Origin of the sequence: Cyclobacterium xiamenense, assembly GCF_900109255.1 — a bacterium.
GTDB classification, from domain to species: domain Bacteria; phylum Bacteroidota; class Bacteroidia; order Cytophagales; family Cyclobacteriaceae; genus Cyclobacterium; species Cyclobacterium xiamenense.
Genome location: NZ_FNZH01000001.1, coordinates 997,061 through 1,019,834, shown reverse-complemented (window position 1 = coordinate 1,019,834; position 22,774 = coordinate 997,061). Strand labels below are relative to the sequence as shown.

Sequence of the window (22,774 nt, the reverse complement as noted above, 5' to 3'; positions counted from 1 at the left end):
TGATATGTCTGAAAATAAATCCAAGGATCAAAACAGCCAAGCAGATAACGATGAGGACTTTGGGTTGCCTCCGGTTTCCATCAACCCACTGGAGTCCGCACCTGCTGAAAAGCCTCCGGTAGCCCCGGCAGCGGAGAAAAAATCCGTGCCAACGAAACCGAAGATCGCAGCCACTACGGGCGGAAAAAAAACCAGTGCACCGGAGAAAAAGAAAAGCCGATCCTCCAACTGGGCGTTTGTATGGATTTTACTTTTGGTTCTACTCATCGGATTTGGGGCGTATTATTGGGGTAATTGGGAAGATTTTTCCAGCGACCAAGCAAGCGACACTCCGGTTGCAGTTGAGGAACCGGTACTGGATAACCCCGCTCCGCCAGCCCCTGTAGAGCCGGAGGAGGAAGTACCGGTTGCAGAAGACCCGGTGACCGAACCCGTGCTCACGGAGATTGATGCACGTGGGACCTCGGCCCGTTATTTTTTGGTCGTGGGAAGTTTTATTGACGACGACCTGGCAAGAGATTATTCAGCAAAACTCAATAAAGATGGACTGCAGACGTTTTTGATTCATCCGTATGGAGACATTCATTTTTACCGCCTGGCAGTTGGGCAGTACGAGAATGTAGACCTGGCCCTTGAGGCGAGGGAGGCTTCTCAAGAAGCGTATAATGAAAACTTGTGGGTTTTGAAATATTAATATGATCCTAGCACAAACGTTGTCTACCAGTGACGGCCAACAGGCCGTTGATTCACTTGCCCTGTTAGAGGGATCCGGTTCTGCGGACATTGGCCTTTTGGAATTATTGGTAAAGGGAGGCTACATGATGATTCCGCTGTATCTGCTCTTTATACTGGCCATCTTTATTTTTATCGAGCGGGTGATTACATTGAAAAAAGCCTCAAAAACACCCAAGGGTATGATCGATCAGGTCAAAATGATGGTGCAGAGCGGGAATATTGAGCAAGCAAAACTGATTTGCCAAGGCGAAGAAACGCCGGTCGCACACATGATCGCCAAGGGATTGGAGCGAATCGGTAGCCCCTTAAAAAACATCGAAGTGGCCATCGAAAATGTCGGAAAGATTGAGATCTATAAACTGGAAAAAAACCTGGGATTGCTCGCTACCGTTTCTGGTGCCGCCCCCATGATCGGGTTTTTGGGTACCGTAGCCGGTATGATTCGGGCCTTTATTGGCGTAGCCCAGGAAGAGGGGATGGTTTCCCCAAAACTCCTTTCCACCGGGATTTACGAGGCGATGATTACTACGGCCACCGGACTCGTGGTGGGTATCGTTGCCTATTTGGGGTACAATTATCTGGTAACCCAGGTTTCCAAGTTGATACATAACATGGAGTACACCACCATCGAATTTATTGATTTACTTCAGGACAAGAAATAGCATGGGCCTTCAGTCAAAAAACAAAATCGAATCAGCATTCAGCATGTCGTCCATGACCGATATTATTTTCTTGCTGTTGATCTTTTTTATGCTTACCTCTTCCTTTATTACACCCTCTGGATTGCCGGTCAACTTACCCTCCAGTGAAACCTCGGATATCGTGATGCAGGAGGTAACCGTAAGCATTACCAAAGATCTGAAATATGCCGTCAACGACCGACAGGTGAGCAGAAATGAAATTAAAAACGAATTGACAGCGTTACTAAAAGACAAGCAAGGGTACGTAGTATTGCATATCGACAAAGAGGTGCCTGTAGAACATTTGGTAGAGGTAGGTGGGATAGCGGCCTCGCTGGAAGCCAATGTCACCATCGCAACAAAACCGTTTCAGTAACCCATGGAAGTTTGGGAAGACCGAAAAGAAACCCTGGACAACAAAAAAAAGGCAGTCCTGATTACGTTTATTTTAAACGTGCTGATACTGCTCGGATTTTACTTTATCGTGGTGTGGAAGCAACCGGTGCCGCCCATGTCGCAGTTTGGTCTGGAATTGAATCTGGGCTTTTCCGATACGGGCATGGATAACGAACAAGCAGCTACCACCGCCACGAGTGCCTCCGAAGTGTCGGAAGAGGCACCCGCACCGGGTGACCCTTCTTCTCAGCCTTCTGAAAACATCGTACCCGTCAGCCCTCCCGAATCCACCCCCTCTCCGGCACAACCCAGTCCGAGCCAACCCCGGCAGGAAATTCAATCCAATGTACCCAGTCCCGTAAAGGCCGATACACAGCCTCAGCCCGCTGCCGAGCAGCCCAGGGAAACCCCCGAAAGGCCCGCAGAAACCCCCGTGACGGAAACCCCTGCCGAAGCAGAACCTGCGCCGGAGAAGGTGGAAGAAAAGAAACCGACCGTGGACCAGCGGGCGATATTTGGCGCAGGAGGCAATACCGGCTCTTCGAATCGGCCCTCCTCGGGTGATAACCAGGGAAGCTCCGGTCAGCCGGGCAACGAAGGCAATCCTCAGGGGACCGTGGATGGTCGATCCATTTTGCAATCCGGAAGCGGAAACACAGGAGACGGAGCGGGCTATAACCTGGATTTGGCAGGTTGGGATTTCGCTTCCAGGCCGCAGATTCAGGACAGACTATCCAACCGAAATGGGAGAATTGTTTTTCGGATAACGGTGAACGACAATGGGCGTATCGTTCAGGCTATCCCGCTTGAATACAACGTTAGTAACGAGGTGTTGAATTACTACCGTACCGTAGTCACCGGGCTTTCCTTTAAACGCCAGAGCGACAATCCCACCGCCGATTATTCCACCGGTCGAATTACCTTTATCATCCGGGTAGATTAATCCCTCTCCATGACGTACCAGGAATCCCTTGACTTTTTGTATCAGGCCTTGCCCATGTTTCAACGGGTAGGGGCGCCGGCCTTTAAGAAAGACCTCAGCAATACGCTTATGCTTTGCGATCGGTTGGGAAATCCCCAGCAAGCGCTTCGGAGCATTCATATCGCCGGGACCAACGGAAAAGGCAGTACATCCCATGCACTGGCCTCGGTACTCCAGACCGCCGGTTATAAGACCGGACTGTACACCTCGCCCCATTTGAAATCCTTTCGGGAACGAATAAAAATCAACGGACAGGAAATACCCGAGGCGGAAGTATGTCGCTTTGTGGAAGCCCATCGTGCCTTTTTGGAGGAGTTGAAGCCCAGCTTTTTTGAAATGACGGTTGCCATGGCTTTGGATTACTTCGTCCGGGGAGCGGTAGATTATGCCGTCATCGAGACGGGCATGGGCGGGAGGTTTGATAGCACCAATGTGGTGACTCCTTTGCTCAGTGTCATTACCAACATCGGGATGGACCACATGCAATTTCTGGGAGACAGCCTGGAAAAAATTGCCGGAGAAAAAGCCGGTATTATCAAACAAGGCGTACCGGTCGTCATTGGGCAAACCCAGTCAGAGACGGTTGCGGTTTTCCGGCAAACAGCCGCTCAAAAAAACGCCTCCATAGTATTCGCCGATCAGCACATGGAGGTGGTTCCGAAAGGCATCGTTGCCGGCCAGCTACCTCTTCGGGCGGTTTTTGAGATTCGACCAGTCGGTGGGAAAACCTGGGATCTCCCTATGGATTTGTTGGGCGATTACCAGGCCCGAAACCTTCCGGCAATCCTGCTGTCCCTCGACAGTCTGAAAAGCATGGGCCTACGCATCCGGGAGGAAGCCATCCGAGACGGTCTGGCCAACACACAGGCAAGTACTGGCTTAAAGGGCCGATGGCAAATCTTAGGAAAAAATCCGACGATCATCTGTGATACGGGCCACAATATCGATGGGTTTCGGGTAATCCTGGATCAGCTTTTGAACCTTTCTTACCGCCAGTTGACGCTGGTTCTCGGGATGGTTCGGGACAAAGATGTGGATAAGATTCTGGCATTGCTCCCGAAGGATGCAGCCTATATTTTTTGTCAGGCGGATCAACCAAGGTCGCTGCCTGCCGATGTGCTACAGCAAAAAGCGCTGGCATACGGACTTAGCGGGAGGGTTATTTCGGATGTAAACGAAGCCCTTGAATTTGCTAAAAAAAATGCCGTGGCAGATGACCTGATCTTCGTCGGAGGCAGTACATTTGTCGTCGCAGAAATCAACGGACTTTAAAAAAATGGGTAGAAAAAAACTGGAACGTTTTGCGCAAAACGAAGTCAATCCAAATGTGGTGCAACCGGGAAAGGAAATCTTTGAAACGATTAAGGGGAACTGGAAGCGCCAGCAATTTAAAAACGAGCATCCCCTGGTGGTGGAACTGGCCTGTGGCAGGGGAGAGTTTACCGTCGGTTTGGGCAGACGGTACCCCGACAAGAACTTCGTTGGTGTGGACATCAAAGGCTCCCGTATTTGGAAAGGAAGTTCTCAGGCCTCGGAAGAAGGGCTGGAAAACGTAGCCTTTTTGCGAACACAGATTGAACGATTGGAAGAATCCTTTGCTCCGGGAGAAGTAGACGAGTTGTGGATAACCTTTCCCGACCCCCGGCCAAAGGATCGAGACGAAAAAAAGCGACTTACTTCCCCTCGTTTTTTGCAGCTATACAAGCAAATCATGCATCCCGGTGGACACATCCATTTCAAAACGGACAACACAGGGCTATTTACCTACACCGAAGAACTATTTTCCAGCCGTTCCGATATTCGGGTGAAGCGACAGACCAGGGATTTTTACTCGTCCGAATGGAAGGATGCGCACCATGGAATCCAAACGCGCTACGAAAAGTTATTTATGGACAAAGGAGAAACCATCAAATACCTGGAATTCTCCTTCGTCCCGGATTAATCTTCCAGTTCCAGGGCCTCTAATATGTCTGCCAGCTCGTCAAAATCCTTGATTCCAGGCCGGATTTCGTGCCCTCCCTTCATGCTGATGCCCTTTATTCCGGTAGCCTCCAACAATTCGCCGATGTTTTCAGCATCAAATCCAAAGCCCAACAAAACCTCGCAATTTTGGGCCAGGGAGCGGATGGATTTGATATCCTCGTCCTGAAGTTCCCGGTTTGAATCGGACTCCAGATTGAGTACGATTTGTTGTTTTCCGAGACTTTTGGAAAAGGATAAGATTTCCTCCCAGTCGCCTTCAGCAGGTAAGGTATAACGATAAATAAGTCCGTAACTACTATTATCCAGGAGTTGCAGGTGGTGCTTTTCTTCCACCTGTATCCAGCTGAAGCCTTCGTAGGCAGTCAGTGTTTGCAAAATCTCGTCAGGGTGTGTCAGGGAAAACTCCGCCACGTATTCCAGGCCCGAAAGCCAGTTGGTGATTTCTTTGAATTCAACCGGCGAAACATAGTGTTCGGAATGCTCCTCCAGCGAAAACCCCATTAGGTTTACATACATCCCGGAACAATACCTGGCATCGCTTAAATTATTTACATTGCTTATCTTTACAAAAGTTTTTAAAGCCATTTCAGTTTTGCGTATTATTTGTGTAATTTCAACGGATTTCAAAGATAGAGAATGAATGGTTTGGATAAAAGGTATTGTTTTCTCCCATTCCTGATTTTTACGATTGGTTGTGAGGTGTTGCGAGAAGATCCTTCGGTGATTACGTCGACTTTTTTACCGTTGGCTGTTGGAAATTTCTGGGAATACCGCGTCGAAAATACCCGGTATTTTGGGGAAGATGATTTTGAAGCCGAGACGTTTTTTTACCGGGATCAAATAACCGATCAAACCCTCAATGCAGAAAACGAGCTCGTATTTTGGGTGCGAAGACAGCGATCCGCAGATCGGAATATCTGGGATAATGAAAAGGCATATACGCTGACTTTTTCCGGAGGAAGAGTGATTCGCCAAGACAATAACCTCCTGGAAATCATCTTGGTTTACCCCCTCCATGCGGAAAGTAGTTGGGATGGGAACACCTATAATTCGCTACCTGCGAAATTCTTTTTCGTCGAAAGTGCGGGGGATCTACTGGTGGAAAACACCTATTTTCCGGAAACGATGACCATTCGGCAGAGCGAGGAAGACGATCTCATTACCCTTCGGGACAACCGCTACGAGGTTTTTGCCAGGGAAGTTGGGCTGATAGAAAGCTACTACGAAGTATTTCGCTACTGTTCCAGAAACGACTGCCTGGGACAACAAATCATTCAGGAGGGACGTTTTACTCATTTAAAACTAATCCGCCATGGGAAAGAGTAGCTTGTTTGCATGTGTTTTTGTGCTGTTTTGCAGCGGAACCCAACTGATGGGTCAGGACCGATATGCCGTTCATTACAGCTATAAACCCACCGATCGATACAGCCTCAACCGGCCGCTGGAATTGGTAAGTGAGGCGTCCCTGGAGCGGAGAGCGAAGGAAAACAGTGCGTTGGACAGCACAGATATCCCGGTTTCCGAAAAGTACATTGCCGCAATAAGGGGCGAGGTACAGGAAATCCTATACCATTCCAAATGGCTGAATGCCTCCCTGGTAGCGGCGGATTCCGCAGCAGTGGAGAAAATTGCTTCTTTGCCCTTTGTTTCCAAGGTAGTATATGTTGGCCGTGGGGAGAAGCAACATGGACAAAACGGAACACTAAGTTACACGGGCAACGACCCCATCTTTGCGGAAACTCCCTCGGAAACGACTTTTGATTTTCAAAATCATATTCTGGGTATCCCCGAAATGCATGCGGATGGATTCAATGGGGAAGGCATCAAAATAGCCGTTTTTGACGCCGGTTTTTTAAATACCGATGCCATCGGTGGCCTGCAGCATCTGTTTAACGAAAACCGTGTCCTGGCCACTCGAGACTTTGTACGGCCTGGATCCGGCGACGTATTCCGGACCGACACCCACGGAACAGGCGCCCTTTCCTTGTTGGCCTCCTTTGATCCCAGTCGGTTGATAGGAGGAGCCTACGCGGCATCGTACGTGCTGTGCATCACCGAAGACGTGGATTCAGAATACCGAATAGAAGAATACAATTGGGTGCGGGCGGCTGAATTTGCCGACAGTCTGGGCGTACAGGTGATCAATAGCTCGCTTGGATACAATCTATTTGACGACCCGGAAATGAATTACAGCCGGGAGGACCTCGATGGCGAAACGGCCGTTATATCGATTGGAGCCGGTATGGCAGCCAATAAGGGAATACTGGTCGTCAGCAGTTCTGGAAACGAGGGAAACATCAGCTGGCAGACGATCACTGTCCCTGCCGATGCCCGGGGAATTTTGGCCGTGGGTGCGATCAATAACCGATTTAGTAAGGCTGGATTTAGCTCCATTGGCCCTAGCAGTGACGGCCGTATCAAGCCGGAATTGGTGGCGTACGGATCTGGGGTAACCCTCTGGAGGCAGGTTGAGGGTACCAGTTTTTCCAGCGGTACCTCTTTCTCCGCACCGCAGATAGCTGCTTTGGCAGCAGGGCTCTGGCAAGCCAACCCGGAGTGGACACGTGCCGAACTCAAAGACCGCCTGATACAAAGCGGGTCGCAGGCGAAAAATCCGGATTTTGAATTGGGATACGGGGTTCCGAATTACCTAAGGGCCTTGTATGGTGGGGAGGAGGGGACGTTGGTCGATGTACCTTCCCGGGTTTATCCCAACCCGCTGGATGACCAGGAACTTTTTGTGGAATTTGGGCAGGAAAATTCTTGCCAACTGACGCTCTACGACCTGCAAGGGAAAATGATCAGCTCGCTTCGCCTGGATCGTCCATTTCTACGAGACCCTTATCGGGTGGACATGGGCACCCTCATTCCGGGAATCTATTGGCTTGAGGTAGAGGACAATTCCGATGCTGCCCGCATGAAGTTGTGGAAGAAATAAGGAAAAGAAAATAATTTTTCTTTTTTTTGCAATGATTCACACCAGTTACTTTCAATTTTCAATCGAACTTCCCTGCTCCCATGAACCCTCTGATCGCCCCCTCCGTGCTCGCTGCCGATTTTGCTAATTTGCAACGTGAGGTAGAAATGATAAACGAATCCGAGTCGGATTTTATCCATGTTGATATCATGGACGGGGTCTTTGTGCCTAATATATCCATGGGCTTACCGGTAGTAGAAGCCATCAATCGTCATGCGAAAAAACCATTGGATGTACATTTGATGATTGTGACTCCGGAACGATACCTTAGTGATTTTAAAAAAGCCGGAGCGGCGCACATCACCGTTCATTTGGAAGCCTGTCCTCATTTGCACCGAACGGTGCAGACCATCAAAGATTTGGGTTGCCGGGCAGGTGTGGCGTTGAATCCTCATAGCCCTGTTTCCCAGCTCGAAGACATTATCCGGGAGGTGGATATTGTATTGCTGATGTCGGTTAACCCCGGTTTTGGCGGGCAATCGTTTATAGAAAATACCTATGCGAAAGTTCAGAAGCTCAAAAAACTGATCGTTGAGACGGGGTCCCATGCGAAAATTGAAATCGATGGGGGAGTAAGCATGGAGAATGCAAAGAAACTAGTTGATACGGGTGCAACAATTTTGGTCGCCGGTAACTTTGTCTTTTCCTCAAAAAATCCACAGGAAACCATTAAAAAGCTAAAAAATATTGGTTAAATGTAAGATTCAAGCTGTTCACATAAAAATTGGCGTATTTTTTGCGAATTAACTTGTGAAATAAGTGGATTCTAATTTAATTCGTATGTAGTAAGGGTTTTATAAACAGAAATAGAAATTATGAAAAAAGTATTTGTATTGGCTTTCTTATTGGTTGGACTGATTGGATTTCACACACAAGCCCAGGACGAAGCAGCAGAGGAAATTACCGATGAAGAATTGGCAAAGTTCGCTGCCATGGAAGATTCTGTCATGGCGTTTTACGAGCAAAAAAACGAGGAACTGGTATCCATGATTAAGGATAACGAGGTGATCGATGGTGCCGCCCGGTACAATGAAATTAAAGATGCTTGGGACGACGAAGAAAAAATGGCTGAGATCGAGGTCACCGACGAAGAAAAAGGGGCATACGAAGCAATCATGGAATTTATGGGTTCGTTGAGTAACGAAGTAAGGGACCTGAAAATAGGCCTCATTAAAAACGACGATGTGTTGGGTGTAGCTACGTACAACAAGGTCAACAAAGCCATCAAAGAAAACCCGGAGATCAAGGAAAAAGTAGATACTTTGATTGCCGAATTGAAAGAGAAGCGAAGTACCGAATCTGCAGAAGGAGAAGCAGATGCCAGCGAATAGAATCGCGATTTTTAATAAAAAAACAAAAAAAACCCTCTCGTTATGTGAGGGTTTTTTTGTTTTTTACGTTTAGTAGAAAAAAAAACTGGTATGAACGCTTCCTGGAAACGACTTCTTTTTTTTGTGGGTGGACTGCTTACCTGCCTTCTTTTTCTCCATCCTGCGGTGGCGCAGGAAGATATTTTCGGTATTGAACGTAAATTGAAGGGAAGAAAAAGCGAGAACGAACTGGGAAACGTTTTTCGAAACATGGTAAGCAATTTCTCCTTTGAACTTACCACCGGGGCAGGGTACCAACAAAAGTTGTTTGACTTTGCTAGTGAGACGCCCGGTGCCTATGCCATTAGCGGTAATCCGGAAGGAGCACTGGATCCTGCTGCCGGAGACACGCTCGCTTTCAGAAGTGCCGGTAACCTTTCCTTTCCTTTGGCAGTAGGCGTGCGGGTCAATGTGTTTGATTTTTTGACATTCGGTGCCGGCTACGGCCGGGAGACCGGCCGCATTTCTCCGTTAACCGCCTCTGGATACACGTTTGAATTTCAGGATCAGGCCTACACCTACGATAAATTGTTCGGGACGGTAGGGTTAATTCTCTGGGATGCCGGAAAACGCGGTTCGTTTTTGCGATGGCGGTACCGGAACTATTCGGAAAATAACATTTACATGCAGTCCGAATTAAAGCAGCGGGCGCGTCAGATATACCCCTGGCGGTTTATTTTGGAAGGAGAATTTGGATCCTTGTTTCTCCGAAGATCCCCCGATCCCAACCTTACTGCTCCGGATCCCTATTACGGACTCGCTGCCCGCTTGGAGTACGATTTTTCAGAGTACACCAAGGTATTTGTACGACCCGCCGTGGAATTCCGGCCGTTTACCTACACCAATCCAGCGATTCCGGAATCCCAAAGCCTGCGGCAACAAGTTTATGCCTTGCAGGTAGGGGTTGCCTTGAATCTCCCCGGTACCAAGCGCTGCAAAGTAGGGGGATGCCGGGTAGTTATGAAGCACCTGCACAATGGGGTCGAATACCGGGGAAGTTCCATTTGGCACAGGCAGCACAGAAAAGTAGGTCAATGGTAGAAAACTGTCCAATACGGGGCATTGCTCCCTACTTTTCCAAATTTTCTGAAAAAAAATTGCTCATTAACTCCATGAAAATAAATTGGATACCTGATTCCATAAATGTTAGAAAAATTATATTTTTCTAAACCTGTTCTTTTTGCTATCTTGCAGGTTATTAGCGAGAAATTTTAATTATGGCTCAAGGAGAGAACGAGAATATTATCCCGATCAATATTGAGGAAGAAATGCGCGGTGCCTACATCGATTATTCGATGTCGGTCATTGTTTCCAGGGCGTTACCCGATGTGAGGGATGGTTTGAAGCCAGTTCATCGCAGAATCTTGTATGGGATGCAGGAATTGGGTGTCAGCCACAACAAGCCTTACAAGAAATCAGCAAGAATCGTAGGAGAAGTCCTGGGTAAATACCACCCCCACGGAGACTCCGCTGTTTACGAGACGCTGGTACGGATGGCCCAGCATTGGTCGCTTCGGTATCCGTTGGTGGATCCGCAGGGGAACTTCGGATCTGTGGATGGGGACAATCCTGCAGCCATGAGGTATACGGAGGCAAGGCTGCGACGAATCGCCGAAGAACTGCTGATTGATATCAACAAGGATACGGTTGATTTTCAATTGAACTTTGACGATACGCTGAAGGAGCCCGTCGTACTGCCCGCAAAAATCCCTGCCCTACTTTTGAATGGCGCATCGGGAATAGCCGTGGGCATGGCCACCAACATGGCCCCCCATCATTTGGGGGAAGTAATCGATGGGATTCACGCCTACATTGATAACAACGACATTACCATCCCGGAGCTGATGGAGCACATTACGGCTCCAGATTTTCCTACCGGGGGAATTATTTATGGATACAACGGCGTCAAAGCCGCTTTTGAGACCGGCCGGGGTCGGATTATCCTCCGAGGAAAGGCATCCGTTGAGACCAAGGCGAATGGAAGGGAGATGATTGTCATCACCGAAATTCCCTATCAGGTCAACAAAGCCTCCATGGTTGAAAAAACCGCTCAGTTGATCAATGAGAAAAAACTGGATGGAATTGTGGCCATACGGGACGAATCCGATCGACAGGGAATGCGTATTGTGTACGAACTGAAAAAAGATGCCGTACCGAATGTCATTCTAAATAACCTGTACAAGCACACCCCGCTGCAAACTTCGTTTAGCGTAAACAACGTGGCCCTGGTTAAAGGGCGACCGTATACCTTAAACCTGAAGGACCTGATCGTTCATTACGTCAATCACCGGCACGAAGTGGTGATTCGGAGAACCCAGTTTGAACTCAAAGAAGCCGAGAAACGCGCCCATATCCTGGAAGGGTACCTGATAGCCCTTGACAACCTGGACGAGGTGATTCAGCTGATTCGGGATTCCCGGGATCCGGAAACTGCCAGGAATGGCTTAATGGAACGGTTCGAGTTATCAGAAATTCAGGCCCGAGCCATCCTGGATATGCGTCTGCAGCGTCTTACCGGAATGGAGCGGGAAAAGATCCAGCAGGAGTACGACGAGCTGATGAAGCTTATCGAAGAACTGAAGGAAATTCTTGCCAATGAGGAGAAGCGCATGCAGATCATCAAGGACGAACTCCTGGAAATGAAGACCCGGTACTCGGATGACCGAAGGACTACGATCGAGCACAACGCCGAGGACTTCAATTACGAGGACATGATCCCGAATGAAGAAGTGGTGATTACCGTTTCGCACCAGGGGTATATCAAACGGACCGTGTTGACGGAATACAAATCCCAGAGTAGGGGAGGCGTTGGTTCGCGGGGAGTAAGTACCAAGGAAGACGATTATACCGAATACCTGTTTACGGCACTCACCCATAATTACCTGCTGATTTTTACCGATCAGGGCAAGCTATTCTGGTTGAAGACCTATGCCATCCCAGAGGGTAGCAAAACGTCCAAGGGAAGGCCCATACAAAACCTGATGAATATACAGTCCGGAGATAAAATCCGGTCCATCATACAGGTAAAGGATTTGAACGACGCCGATTACATCCATAACAACAACATCGTGATGGTGACCCGTAACGGGATCATCAAAAAAACCACCCTGGAGCAATATTCCCGTCCCCGCACCAACGGGATCATTGCCTTGAATATCCGGGAGGACGACCAGCTACTGAATGTGGAATTGACCAATGGGGATTCGCACATTGTCATCGCGTCCAGTTCGGGCAGGGCCGTTCATTTTCACGAATCGAACGTCCGGCCTATGGGGAGGACTGCTACCGGCGTTAAGGCCATCAATTTGGGTGAAGAAGACAACCATGTAATTGGCATGGTTTGTGTTCACAGAGAGGATGCCACGCTCTTGGTTGTCACCGAAAAAGGATTTGGAAAGCGTTCCTTTTTATCGGAATACCGGATTACCAAGCGTGGGGGAAAAGGGGTAAAGGCCATGAATATCACCGAGAAGACCGGCGGTTTGGTAGCCATCAAGGAAGTGGTTGATACCGATGATTTGATGATTATCAATCGTTCAGGCATTACCATTCGAACGCCTGCTTCGGGAGTTCGGGTGATGGGAAGAGCCACCCAGGGCGTACGGTTGATTCGACTCAACGACAGCGACAAAATCTCCTCCGTAGAAAAGATAGAAAATATACTGGATGAAGACGTAGAAACGGGAGAAAATCCAGATAGAGCAAACGAAACGAATTCCGACACTGAATCATAAGTAAAACCAAAAAAAGAACAACACTTCGAACATGAAAAAGTTAATTTTATCTTTGGCTTTGGTGGGCATTGCTGCGACAGTTGCCTTTGGCCAGAAAAAGGTGGTTAAATCCGCCGAAAAGAACCTGAGAAAAGGCGAAATAGAAGCCGCATATTCGGATATCAAAACCGCCATCACGGACGAAGAAACCGGGAGCGAATCCGAGACCTATTTTATCAAAGGCAAAATCGAAACCCAGATGTTTGAAGCCGATTCTTCCAATACCCAGGAAACGGTGGCATTGGGTAGAGAGGCCGAGTCCAGTTTCATGAAAACTTTTGAAATGGAAAACATGGATTCCACGAGCAGCGTGAGTAAAGACCTGTTCAAGGAGGTGGTTCCCGATATGCCTGCAAACTTTCAGGGAGAGGGTGTGTATCGCTTAAAAAATGCTTCGTTTAACAAGGCGATCGAGAAGTACGAGGAAGACGACATGGAATTGTCCTACGAGTTTTTCTCATTGGCAGCGGATTTAGATCCCAGCGATACGTCGATTGTGTTTAATGCGGGTTATACAGCAAACATGACCGGAAATACCGGGGGTGCTAAAAAGTATTTCACCCATTTACTCGATATTGAAGACTACAATAAGCTAAATGCGTATTATTTTCTTATTCAAATAGCCAGCGCCGAAGAAAATAACCCGGAAGAGGCGTATCGATTGGCCAAGGAAGCCAGGGAATTGTACCCAGAGGATAAGGGGTTAGCAGAATTCGAGATTCAGTTGTTGCTTCAGTTGGACAAAATGGACGAAGCGATGGCTTCCATTGAAGAGGCACTGAAGACCGATCCGGACAATGCCGCTATCCGCTTGCGATACGGGTATTTGAAGGAGAAGTCTGGTGACATGGAAGGAGCGTTGGAGGAATACAAGCGTACTGTTGAGGCAGATGCCGAGTTTTTTGAAGGAAACTACTACGCAGGAGCAATTTACCTGGATAAAGCCAGAAATATCATCACTGAGGTGAATAATCTTTCGGATGAAGAATGGGAAGAAAAATCAGACACCATGCTTGCCGAAGCAGACAGCTTGTATGAGGAAGCGTTGCCGTACTTTACCAAGGCTTCTGAATTGCAGCCAGACAATACCGACATTATGGAAATATTATTCCAGATGCACACGCGATTGAAAAACGAAGCGAAAGCGGAGGAATACAACAAGAAGCTTTCCGACAAACTCGGCGCCGATTGGTTGGAGCGATAATCGTTCATTGCTTTAGAATTTGCAAAGGGCTTGTCCACATACCGTTGGACAAGCCTTTTTTTGTGCATTTTTATTCTTCGCAGGTTTCTTTGGTGGTGCTGTTTGATTGCGGTCGGTCGCTCAAATAAGCTTTTCTGTGGTAGCACCTGATGCTTCTGTCCTGATGCTTACCTGATTGCCTGGAGGGCTTTAAGTCCACACGGGAATTACTTGCTGCTGATTCCCCCGTAAAAACGGTGCACGTGACGGTCTATTTCCAGCCTTCCGGAAAAACAAGCATGTTGAAGTTCCAAATCCAGGGAAGGTAAAATAATATTAGCATTAAAATGAAGGCGATGGAGAGTAAATTCAAGAAGAAGCCAGTTCGCATCATAACGGGGATGGTCAGGTAGCCAGAGCCAAATACCACCGCGTTGGGAGGGGTTGCCACAGGCAGCATAAAGGCACAGGAGGCAGCCATGGTGGCACCGATCATCAGTCCGTAGGGATGCACGCCCATGGCCAGCGCCACGGCAGCTAAAATGGGTAAAAGCATGGATGCGGTAGCAACGTTTGACGTTATTTCCGTGAGGAAATTGACCGCAGCAATGATCAAAAGTAAAAACAACCAGAAAGGGAAGTTTTGTAGTTGGATAAACTGCTCGCCAATCCAGTTGGCCAGGCCCGTCTCCTGAAAGCCTTCGGCGAGTGCGAGACCGCCTCCAAAGAGGATCAAAATACCCCAGGGAATTTTTTCAGCCACTTTCCAGTCCAGTAATTGTTCCTTTTTATCGTTACCAGCCGGAATAACAAATAGTAGCAAAACACCGGTCAGGGCAATAATGGTGTCCGTCAATGCAGGAACAAATTGCTGCAACAAAAAGCTTCGGCTGATCCAGGAGAAACTGACAGCAATAAACACCCAAAGGACGCGCTTCTCCTGCCTGCTGATGGGACCGAGTTCGGTCAGTTGCCGTTTGATTTCTTCTTTACCTCCGCGTAATTTCAAGGTTTTGGGAAAGTGAAAGGCCCAATTTACCAGGTAGTACCAGCAAATTAGCAGCAGACCTAACGCAATGGGAAAGCCGATGAGCATCCATTCCCCGAAACTAATTTCTATGCCGTACGTACTTTTTACCACCCCCACCAAAATCACATTGGTGGGGGTTCCGATGATGGTAGCCAATCCCCCAATGGACGCACTGTAAGCAATGCCAAGCATCAGCGATTGTCCCAGGGTTTGTTGAACCGCTTCGTTGGATTGACTGACCTGCATCACCACAGCTATCGCAATGGGCAGCATCATCAGCGAGGTGGCCGTATTGGAAATCCACATGGATAAAAAAGCTGTGGCCACCATAAATCCCAATATGATTTTTTTTAAGTCCGTGCCCAAAAAAGAAATGATCTGCAGGGCAATGCGCTTGTGTAGGTTCCATTTCTCAATACTTACGGCAATCATAAAGCCCCCCATATAAAGTAAGACCATGGGATCTGAATACGGAATGGAGGTAGCCTTGATGCCCATGACGCCGGTGAGGGGGAAAATAACCAGGGGTAGTAGCGCAGTGGCAGCGATGGGAATGGCTTCCGTGATCCACCAAATGGCAATCCAAAACGTAATGGCCAGCAAGGAGGTGCCTGATTCGGACAGCCCTTCCGGAGAGGCAAAGAAATAGGTACCCAAAAAGGCGATTGGACCGAGGATTAAGCCGATTTTCTTAGTTTGCATAGCATGGATTAAAGCTTAAGATTAGGTATAAAATGCCCAAATTCAAAAAGAAATGTGGCAGGATTTTGCCGGTAACCTAAATTTCACACCGCCTCAAAGCCCATCTATGGAGTCCACAGGACAGTACAGGATAGAATTTCCTATTTCGTGTACTTTATTTAAGATAAATTGGAAATTTATGTTAATATTGGTTCAAACAAAGCCCGACTACAAATTAAACAGATACTGATGATCAAACTAAATTTAGATCGATTCAAACGAACAGTCACTCTCGTATGGGTGCTGGCAATTGCCTTTTTTGCTTTTCAATGTGGACCCGAGGGGCCGAAATTAGCCCTCAATAAGGGAGACCACATCATCCTTGTGGGGAACAACCTGGGTTCCCGCATGATGAATTACGGGTACTTTGAGACGGAAATGCACGTGCGGTATCCCGACTCACTACTCTATATCCGCAACATGAGTGATGCAGGCGATACACCAGGTTTCCGACCCCATTCCGGCCGGGTTTCGCCCTGGGCTTTTCCCGGAGCAGAGGAGTTTCAGGATGAACTGGCCACGCCTTCTGGTAGCGAAGGGCATTTGGAATCCCCGGACGAATGGATCAAACGCCACGAAGCGGACATCATCGTCGGCTTTTTTGGTTACAACGAGTCCTTTCAGGGACAGGAGGGCTTGGACCGGTACAAGCAGGAGCTGGAAGCCTTTATCAACCATACCAAAAACACCATTTACAATGGAGAGGCGGCGCCTCAATTGGCGCTGGTATCGCCGATCGCTTTTGAAAACCTGAGCGCGGACTACGACCTGCCCAATGGAGAAGCGGAAAACCGCAACCTGAAGCTATACACCGAAGCCATGCAGGAAGTGGCTGCGGCCAATCAGGTGCTCTTTGTAAATGCATTTGATCCTTCTGCTTCCTGGTACGCCGATTCAGAGGAATACCTGACCATCGATGGCTTTCAACTCACCGAAGACGGATACAAGAAATTCAGTAAATTCCTTACCGATAAATTGTTTGGTAGCGACAAGCCGGTAGCCGAAGACAGGCGGGAAGCCATCCGTGGGGCGGTTTTGGAAAAAAACTGGATGTGGCACAACGATTACAAAATACCGAACGGGGTACACGTGTTTGGCAGGAGGTACAATCCTTTCGGACCGGATAATTATCCCTACGAACTGAAAAAAATCCGCCAAATGACGGATAACAGGGATCAGGCCATTTGGAAGGTGAGTCAGGGGGAATCGTTTGACCTGGCAGCTGCGGATGCGAATACCATCGAGCTTCCTGCAGTGGAAACCAACTACAACCCGGAGAAAAACGGGGATTTGGAATACCTGTACGGGGAAGACGCTTTGGAAAAATTTGAGGTAGCCGAGGGCTATAAGGTCGAGCTATTCGCTTCCGAATCGGAGTTTCCCGACTTGGCCAATCCGGTACAAATGACCTTTGATACGAAAGGCAGGTTATGGGTGGCAGTGATGCCTAGTTACCCACATTACAAACCCGGAGATCCCAAGCCCAACGACAAGATCCTTATCCTGGAAGACACCAATAATGACGGGAAAGCGGACAAGCAAATTGTCTTTGCAGACAGCCTGCATCTGCCCATCGGAATGGAAATCGCCGAGGAAGGGGTCTATTTGTCGCAGGGTACCAACCTTATCATTCTCCGGGATAAGGACGGAGACGATTATGCCGAAGAGCGCGAAATCCTACTCAGCGGCTTTGACGACCACGATACCCACCACAATATTTCTGCCTTTGTGGCTGATCCATCCGGAGCCATCTACATGGGTGAAGGCGTGTTTTTACATACCAACGTGGAAACCCCTTACGGACCTGTTCGAGCGACCAATGGTGGATTTTATCGATACAATCCCGCCCGCAGGCGCCTGGAGAGAACCGCTCAACTGCCCATTCCCAACCCCTGGGGTATCGCTTTTGACGACTGGGGGCAAAACTTCTTTGCAGAGACCTCCGGACCCGACGTACGGTGGATGATGCCAGGGTCCATCAAGCCCCGTTACGGTGAGGGTACCCACAAAGGTCCCAACCTGATTGAAGACGCGCACCGCGTACGGCCTACCTCGGGTCTGGAGTTTGTCTCCAGCCGGCATTTTCCAGAGGAAGTCCAGGGAGACTTGTTGATCAATAATACCATCGGGTTTCTGGGAATGAAAATGCACAAAATGATGGAAGACGGTACCGGTTACGATAGTGAGCACCGGGTAGACCTGATTCGAAGCGACGATCGGAATTTCCGACCCGTAGATATGGAGTTTGCTCCAGATGGCTCGCTCTACTTCGTGGACTGGCACAATATCCTGGTCGGTCACATGCAACACAATGCCCGAGACCCGCTGCGGGATCACGTGCACGGACGGATTTACCGAATCACCTATCCTTCCCGACCCTTGGTTACGCCTCCGCAAATAGCCGATGCGCCGATTGAAACCTTGCTGGACAACCTCAAATTGCCAGAATTCAGGGCCAGGTACCGCACCCGTGCCGAATTGCGTGGCCGGGACAAAGGAGAGGTACTGGAAAAAATGCAGCAATGGATTAGCGCGCTGGATGCGAACGATCCCCGGTACGAACACCACCTGCTGGAAGCGCTGTGGGTAAGCTGGGGCTTGAATCAAGTGGATCAGGATTTGATGAAAACACTTTTTACTTCTGATGACCACAGGGTAAGGGCCGCTGTTGCACGAATTCTTCGCTATACCGGGCATCAGGTACCCGATCAGGTAGAGATGCTGAAAACGGCGGCGGCCGATCCTCACGGAAGGGTGCGACTGGAAGCCATCGTAGCGGCATCCTGGCTGGACAAGGAAGACGGATTGGCCATCCTGGAAGTGGCAGACGAGCATCCCAAGGATATATGGATGCAACGTCCGTTTGAAACGGCTTTGGCCCACCTAAACGATATGTCGGTGAAAAACATGGTCGTAAATCCGGATGGCAGCATCGTCTTTCAGGAAGCTGCTCAGGAAGAGAAAGCTTCCAACAGCCGCCTGAAGGGAGAGGACCTGACGCTTTTCCAAATGGGTAAAGCCATTTACAGCCGGGAAGGGTTTTGTATCACCTGCCATCAACCTGACGGCAAAGGATTGACTGCTTCCGGATTTCCACCGCTAGCGGGCACCAAATGGGTAAATGGCAGCGAGGAACGCCTGGTAAAAATCATCCTCAACGGCTTGATGGGCCCCATTGAAGTACTGGGTAAGGAATATCCCGGTCAGGTTCCCATGACCCCTTATGCCGGTATGCTAAACGATAAGGAAGTAGCCGCTGTGGCCACGTACGTTCGAAATAGCTTCGGTAACGAATCTTCCCCTATCAAACCGGAAAAAGTGGCTGAAGTGCGGGAAGCTACCAAAGGAAAACAAGGATTTTATTCACCGGCGGAATTGCTTCAGGAACATCCCATGGAAGCGGGAGAATAGTAACACAAACGAGAAAGAAGCAGGCTGCTCAGGGATTGGGGCTGCCTGCTTTTTTTTATCCGTTTTATTCAAACTGCTCGAAAAAATTCCCCTTTCCCCCTTAAAAAGGAGGAATTAGTTATGGTTGGCTTTTTAACCACTTTTTGCTCGTGCGAACTAGTTGAAAAAGAACACTACAAAAGTCCGCCGTAGGAGAGGCTCACCGGAACGGTGTATTCCCCAAGTTGCACCTGGTGTTTTTCGATCTTTTCTACCCGGTTTTTATTGACTATAAAGGAACGATGGGTGCGGACAAAATGGAAGGGAAGTAACTTTTCCAGCTCTTTAAAGGTCATGCGGGTGATGATCTTTTCCCCCTCCAGGTACAAGGTCACGTAGTTACCGGTAGCTTCACAAAACAGCAGGTCTGCAAAATGGAGCTTGATTTGGCCCTCGGAGGTTTTGATAAATACATGTCCGTTTGCTGCTGCAGGTTGCCGTTCCTTCCAGTCGCGAGCTTTTTGACAGGCTTGCAGGAAACGGCTCAATGAAAAAGGTTTGAGCAGGTAGTCCAGCGCATTGAGCTCGAAGCCCTTGACTGCATACTCCGAATAGGCCGTGGTAAATACCACCATGGTTTCAGCTTGCAACATGCCCGCCAGATCAATTCCGGAAATATCCGGCATGTTGATGTCCAAAAAAATCAGGTCAACCGGTTGGGTTTTGTGAAAGTCAAAGCCTGTAATGGCATCCGAGAAAACTGCCTCTAACTCCAGAAAGGGCACTTTTTCCGCATGAGATTTAATGACTTCCAGTGCCATGTTTTCGTCGTCTATTGCTATAGCTGTGAGCATATCAGTTGGATTTCAATTTGTGCAGTAACAACACGGAACCTTCATTTTCAAAATGACTGATTACTTCCTCCGGATAGTTTTCTGGCTGAGTATCTGACCCGAATGAAATGGGTTCGATCAATGTGACCACTTCCCCGGAGGGAGTAATCGCTGTGGGAAGGATCAACGAAGGAAAATGAACGTCAGAAAAGTCAATTTTATCAACATGTAATTTATCGGTTTTTAAATGAATAGCAAATGTCCAGAAATCATTTTTCGTACTAACAATCACGCCCAAAATCAAATTATTGGCAACCTTAACAGGTAATTGAAGGTATTGGTGATTTAGCCCTTTTTCTTTCAATTCATCAGCAAGTGTGATATCATTGACCACATGCTCCGGCAATTTACTGTCTCCAAAGTCTATTAAAATTTGTTTTTCTAGTTTTCTCGTCTCGGAAAAAAGTCGGATGGTATCGTCCGGAGGTCTATTGTATACGATGTATCCAGAAGTTTCTGACAATAGTCCTGCATGGTAATATACATTGGTATTCCCTCCGATGGCGCTGTAGCCAAAATACAAACTGTCTAACGTAAAAGACGTATCAAAACTCCCAACTTTGGGATAATTCGCAATGGCATCATTTTGATTGTCATTGTTAATGGCGAATAGCCAGCCGGTCGCTGTTTCTACAAAACCTCCCGCATTCACAGGTATGGAAATAGTCTCGACCCAATTTCCTTCAGGAGAGTAGACAATGATTCTATTCTCAAGTGCATCTAAAATCAATACTTCGCCGTTTGGCCTTACCTGGAAATCTTCAATGCCGTTTAGTTGATAGGGACCCTCTCCAAAATCACCAATTTTACGGAGAAAGGTTCCATGTGCATCAAAGACCAATACCCCGGAACTATTGATATGATCAAAAAGGTAAAACTGATCATTGGTCGCTACCAACTTATCCACCCGCGTAAACAAAGCCTCCTCTTCGATGCTCAAAAGAACATAACGTTGATTCTCAACGAAATCCTTTATATCTAACGGTAACGCATCCTCGAATGAATAGGTCTGTACAGGAGATAGGTCGGCTCTATTCGTTTGATTTTGACAGGAAACTCCGCCGATCAGCCAGCAGAAAAAGTAGAGAAATTGGCGTTGATGCATCATTTCGGCTTAGTCTATTTGGACAGAGAAATGGACAAAATGTTCCGTATCGTTCGCTACTATTGCCAGGTCATGTCTGTCCGGATACAGGACCTGCAATCGCTTGCGCACATTGTCCAAACCGATACCGGATTCATCGGAGGGGTCTTTCAGGACTTTGGGCGGATGTAGGGAATTGACCACGTCCAGGTGCACCGATCCGGCCAGGCAGCGCAAGTTAATCTTGATCCAGGATTTGTTTTTTGTGCTGATGCCGTGTTTGAAGGCATTTTCTACGAAAGGGATTAGCAGCATGGGGGCAATGGTTCCTTCGCAGTGTTCTTCATTCAATTTAATGCTAATTTCCAAATTATCCTCCTTTTTAAAGCGCAGCATCTGCAGGTCCAGGTAGTTGCGCAGGTACTCGATTTCCCGCCGAAGGGGGATTTTGTCCAGTTGGTTTTCATGCAGCATAAAGCGCATCATATCTCCCAGTTTTTGGATGCCATCGGAGGTCTTTTCGGCATTTTCCATCAAAGCAGCCCCATAAAGCGTATTCAAAGCATTGAACAAAAAATGGGGATTTATCTGGGACTTGAGGAAACGGAGGTCGGCCGATCCGCGGTCCACCTGATGGCTAAGGGTTGCTATTTTTCCTTTCATCCCAAAGTACTTTTCAAAAGCCAGGTCGGAGAGGGGCAGTACGACCAACTGGATGACCAATCCGGTGCCCAAACCAAGAAAAACTAGAACCGCTTCCCGTCCCATGAGCCCTGCAAAAAGCATAAAGCCGGGGAAAATCAGCATTAGGAGAATATTGAACCAAAGGGCGGCGCGGTGTTTTCCCTGTAAGCGCATTCTGTAGATCAAAAAGAAATTGTATAACACGACCAGAATGGAGGCTGGAAGAAAAAGCGCCAGGATCACCGATATATCCCGAGAAACCAGAAAGTCGAAATTAAATAGAAAAAGAACCACAAAGAAGAATATGCTACTCAATCTGAGCAGGTTATACGTCAGATAGTCATTCATTTTTGGAGGTAAAAAAACTTCCTTTAGCAGCAGTACCCAAACCAGGTAGCCTCCATACAAGGCCATGGCGGTGAAGAAATACGGGGTAAATGGCGTCTGGGTAATTCCCGCCCCCATGGAAAAAAGGGTAACGAGGGCGTAGGAAAGGCAGAGCGTGAGCAAGCTATACCCGATAAAGGGACGTTCTTTTTTTGTGCGCAGGTACCGGGGAATCAGGACCCGGTGCATCAGGTAAAAAACAAAAAACAGGATCAGCGGAATGAAAAACCGGGCAAAGTACCCCCCGGGGGCAACCTGGTACTGCATGTTTCCGGTACTCAAAAGATTGAACAATACCAAGATCAGGAATACAAAGGTAACAGCCCACCATTCTATTTCCGAAAATGCTAACGGTTTGTTTTTCATTTCGTATTCCATTTAAAAATATACATGTATTCCAAAAACCCTGAACTCGGCGTGAGTTGGGATGATTTGCCTGGCCTCACCACATGCGTCACAGGTCAAATAGATATTGTATAACAACCC

Annotated in this window: 19 protein-coding genes; 14 read left to right on the top strand and 5 right to left on the bottom strand. The window is 48.1% G+C overall.

Annotated elements, in window-relative coordinates:
* Positions 1-4 precede the first annotated feature (4 nt).
* Genes BMW71_RS03775 through trmB form a run of 6 tightly spaced genes read left to right on the top strand, consistent with a single transcriptional unit; the run spans position 5 to position 4,735 of the window.
* On the top strand, positions 5-694 hold the full coding sequence (locus BMW71_RS03775) for an SPOR domain-containing protein (RefSeq protein ID WP_092169620.1): 690 nt from the start codon (positions 5-7) through the stop codon (positions 692-694).
* A 1-nt stretch (position 695) separates the two neighbouring features.
* A complete protein-coding gene (locus BMW71_RS03770) occupies positions 696-1,397 on the top strand; it encodes a MotA/TolQ/ExbB proton channel family protein (RefSeq protein WP_092169617.1) in 702 nt (233 codons plus the stop codon).
* 1 nt (position 1,398) lies between these two features.
* The gene (locus tag BMW71_RS03765; RefSeq protein ID WP_092169615.1) at positions 1,399-1,791 is read left to right on the top strand and encodes an ExbD/TolR family protein; all 393 of its coding nucleotides are present in this window, start codon (positions 1,399-1,401) and stop codon (positions 1,789-1,791) included.
* A gap of 3 nt (positions 1,792-1,794) precedes the next feature.
* Positions 1,795-2,754: an energy transducer TonB gene (locus tag BMW71_RS03760; protein ID WP_092169612.1), complete on the top strand. Its 960-nt coding sequence runs from the start codon at positions 1,795-1,797 to the stop codon at positions 2,752-2,754.
* Between the two features lie 9 nt (positions 2,755-2,763).
* A complete protein-coding gene (locus BMW71_RS03755; protein ID WP_092169609.1) occupies positions 2,764-4,065 on the top strand; it encodes a bifunctional folylpolyglutamate synthase/dihydrofolate synthase in 1,302 nt (433 codons plus the stop codon).
* A gap of 4 nt (positions 4,066-4,069) precedes the next feature.
* The gene (gene trmB / locus BMW71_RS03750) at positions 4,070-4,735 is read left to right on the top strand and encodes a tRNA (guanosine(46)-N7)-methyltransferase TrmB (protein ID WP_092169606.1); all 666 of its coding nucleotides are present in this window, start codon (positions 4,070-4,072) and stop codon (positions 4,733-4,735) included.
* On the opposite strand, the gene trpF is transcribed toward trmB, so the two are convergent.
* Positions 4,732-5,361 (bottom strand): phosphoribosylanthranilate isomerase, encoded by a 630-nt coding sequence (gene trpF, locus BMW71_RS03745; RefSeq protein ID WP_092169604.1) that lies wholly within the window; start codon positions 5,359-5,361, stop codon positions 4,732-4,734. The genes trmB and trpF overlap by 4 nt on opposite strands.
* Positions 5,362-5,412: 51 nt before the next feature.
* Here trpF and BMW71_RS03740 point away from each other — a divergent pair, with 51 nt between their 5' ends.
* The 7 genes from BMW71_RS03740 (at position 5,413) to BMW71_RS03710 (ending at position 14,100) form a co-directional block, all read left to right on the top strand.
* Complete coding sequence (locus tag BMW71_RS03740) at positions 5,413-6,102, top strand: hypothetical protein (RefSeq protein ID WP_092169602.1); 690 nt, start codon at positions 5,413-5,415, stop codon at positions 6,100-6,102.
* Positions 6,089-7,714: a S8 family peptidase gene (locus BMW71_RS03735; RefSeq protein WP_244891065.1), complete on the top strand. Its 1,626-nt coding sequence runs from the start codon at positions 6,089-6,091 to the stop codon at positions 7,712-7,714. The genes BMW71_RS03740 and BMW71_RS03735 overlap by 14 nt, the downstream gene beginning before the upstream one ends.
* 80 nt (positions 7,715-7,794) lie before the next feature.
* On the top strand, positions 7,795-8,448 hold the full coding sequence (rpe, locus tag BMW71_RS03730) for a ribulose-phosphate 3-epimerase (protein WP_092169600.1): 654 nt from the start codon (positions 7,795-7,797) through the stop codon (positions 8,446-8,448).
* A gap of 120 nt (positions 8,449-8,568) precedes the next feature.
* A complete protein-coding gene (locus BMW71_RS03725) occupies positions 8,569-9,084 on the top strand; it encodes a hypothetical protein (RefSeq protein ID WP_092169597.1) in 516 nt (171 codons plus the stop codon).
* A 90-nt stretch (positions 9,085-9,174) separates the two neighbouring features.
* Complete coding sequence (locus tag BMW71_RS03720) at positions 9,175-10,164, top strand: hypothetical protein (protein ID WP_241684905.1); 990 nt, start codon at positions 9,175-9,177, stop codon at positions 10,162-10,164.
* A gap of 176 nt (positions 10,165-10,340) precedes the next feature.
* Positions 10,341-12,857 carry a DNA gyrase subunit A gene (gene gyrA / locus BMW71_RS03715; RefSeq protein ID WP_092169595.1) on the top strand — a complete coding sequence of 839 codons (2,517 nt, stop codon included), beginning with the start codon at positions 10,341-10,343 and terminating at the stop codon, positions 12,855-12,857.
* 31 nt (positions 12,858-12,888) lie between these two features.
* Positions 12,889-14,100 carry a tetratricopeptide repeat protein gene (locus BMW71_RS03710; RefSeq protein ID WP_092169592.1) on the top strand — a complete coding sequence of 404 codons (1,212 nt, stop codon included), beginning with the start codon at positions 12,889-12,891 and terminating at the stop codon, positions 14,098-14,100.
* A gap of 250 nt (positions 14,101-14,350) precedes the next feature.
* Here the strand turns inward: BMW71_RS03710 and BMW71_RS03705 are convergent, their stop codons facing one another.
* Positions 14,351-15,811: an SLC13 family permease gene (locus BMW71_RS03705; protein ID WP_092169589.1), complete on the bottom strand. Its 1,461-nt coding sequence runs from the start codon at positions 15,809-15,811 to the stop codon at positions 14,351-14,353.
* 228 nt (positions 15,812-16,039) lie between these two features.
* Between BMW71_RS03705 and BMW71_RS03700 the strand changes: the two genes are divergently transcribed.
* A complete protein-coding gene (locus BMW71_RS03700) occupies positions 16,040-19,261 on the top strand; it encodes a PVC-type heme-binding CxxCH protein (RefSeq protein ID WP_092170266.1) in 3,222 nt (1,073 codons plus the stop codon).
* A 173-nt stretch (positions 19,262-19,434) separates the two neighbouring features.
* Here the strand turns inward: BMW71_RS03700 and BMW71_RS03695 are convergent, their stop codons facing one another.
* The 3 genes from BMW71_RS03695 to BMW71_RS03685 are packed head-to-tail and all read right to left on the bottom strand — an operon-like array spanning position 19,435 to position 22,654.
* Positions 19,435-20,094 (bottom strand): LytR/AlgR family response regulator transcription factor, encoded by a 660-nt coding sequence (locus BMW71_RS03695; RefSeq protein ID WP_092169587.1) that lies wholly within the window; start codon positions 20,092-20,094, stop codon positions 19,435-19,437.
* Position 20,095: 1 nt separating this feature from the next.
* The gene (locus BMW71_RS03690) at positions 20,096-21,241 is read right to left on the bottom strand and encodes a 6-bladed beta-propeller (RefSeq protein WP_092169584.1); all 1,146 of its coding nucleotides are present in this window, start codon (positions 21,239-21,241) and stop codon (positions 20,096-20,098) included.
* Positions 21,242-21,247: 6 nt separating this feature from the next.
* Positions 21,248-22,654, bottom strand: coding sequence for a sensor histidine kinase (locus BMW71_RS03685; RefSeq protein ID WP_092170263.1), 1,407 nt, complete (start codon positions 22,652-22,654; stop codon positions 21,248-21,250).
* Between the last annotated feature and the right edge of the window lie 120 nt (positions 22,655-22,774).

Coding starts and splice junctions, on each gene's coding strand:
- BMW71_RS03770 (WP_092169617.1), top strand. CDS start 696: ATGATCCTAGCACAAACGTTGTCTACCAGTGACGGCCAACAGGCCGTT.
- BMW71_RS03695 (WP_092169587.1), bottom strand. CDS start 20,094: ATGCTCACAGCTATAGCAATAGACGACGAAAACATGGCACTGGAAGTC.
- BMW71_RS03720 (WP_241684905.1), top strand. CDS start 9,175: ATGAACGCTTCCTGGAAACGACTTCTTTTTTTTGTGGGTGGACTGCTT.
- gyrA (WP_092169595.1), top strand. CDS start 10,341: ATGGCTCAAGGAGAGAACGAGAATATTATCCCGATCAATATTGAGGAA.
- rpe (WP_092169600.1), top strand. CDS start 7,795: ATGAACCCTCTGATCGCCCCCTCCGTGCTCGCTGCCGATTTTGCTAAT.
- trmB (WP_092169606.1), top strand. CDS start 4,070: ATGGGTAGAAAAAAACTGGAACGTTTTGCGCAAAACGAAGTCAATCCA.
- trpF (WP_092169604.1), bottom strand. CDS start 5,361: ATGGCTTTAAAAACTTTTGTAAAGATAAGCAATGTAAATAATTTAAGC.
- BMW71_RS03755 (WP_092169609.1), top strand. CDS start 2,764: ATGACGTACCAGGAATCCCTTGACTTTTTGTATCAGGCCTTGCCCATG.
- BMW71_RS03700 (WP_092170266.1), top strand. CDS start 16,040: ATGATCAAACTAAATTTAGATCGATTCAAACGAACAGTCACTCTCGTA.
- BMW71_RS03775 (WP_092169620.1), top strand. CDS start 5: ATGTCTGAAAATAAATCCAAGGATCAAAACAGCCAAGCAGATAACGAT.
- BMW71_RS03760 (WP_092169612.1), top strand. CDS start 1,795: ATGGAAGTTTGGGAAGACCGAAAAGAAACCCTGGACAACAAAAAAAAG.
- BMW71_RS03685 (WP_092170263.1), bottom strand. CDS start 22,654: ATGAAAAACAAACCGTTAGCATTTTCGGAAATAGAATGGTGGGCTGTT.
- BMW71_RS03740 (WP_092169602.1), top strand. CDS start 5,413: ATGAATGGTTTGGATAAAAGGTATTGTTTTCTCCCATTCCTGATTTTT.
- BMW71_RS03725 (WP_092169597.1), top strand. CDS start 8,569: ATGAAAAAAGTATTTGTATTGGCTTTCTTATTGGTTGGACTGATTGGA.
- BMW71_RS03705 (WP_092169589.1), bottom strand. CDS start 15,811: ATGCAAACTAAGAAAATCGGCTTAATCCTCGGTCCAATCGCCTTTTTG.
- BMW71_RS03690 (WP_092169584.1), bottom strand. CDS start 21,241: ATGATGCATCAACGCCAATTTCTCTACTTTTTCTGCTGGCTGATCGGC.
- BMW71_RS03710 (WP_092169592.1), top strand. CDS start 12,889: ATGAAAAAGTTAATTTTATCTTTGGCTTTGGTGGGCATTGCTGCGACA.
- BMW71_RS03735 (WP_244891065.1), top strand. CDS start 6,089: ATGGGAAAGAGTAGCTTGTTTGCATGTGTTTTTGTGCTGTTTTGCAGC.
- BMW71_RS03765 (WP_092169615.1), top strand. CDS start 1,399: ATGGGCCTTCAGTCAAAAAACAAAATCGAATCAGCATTCAGCATGTCG.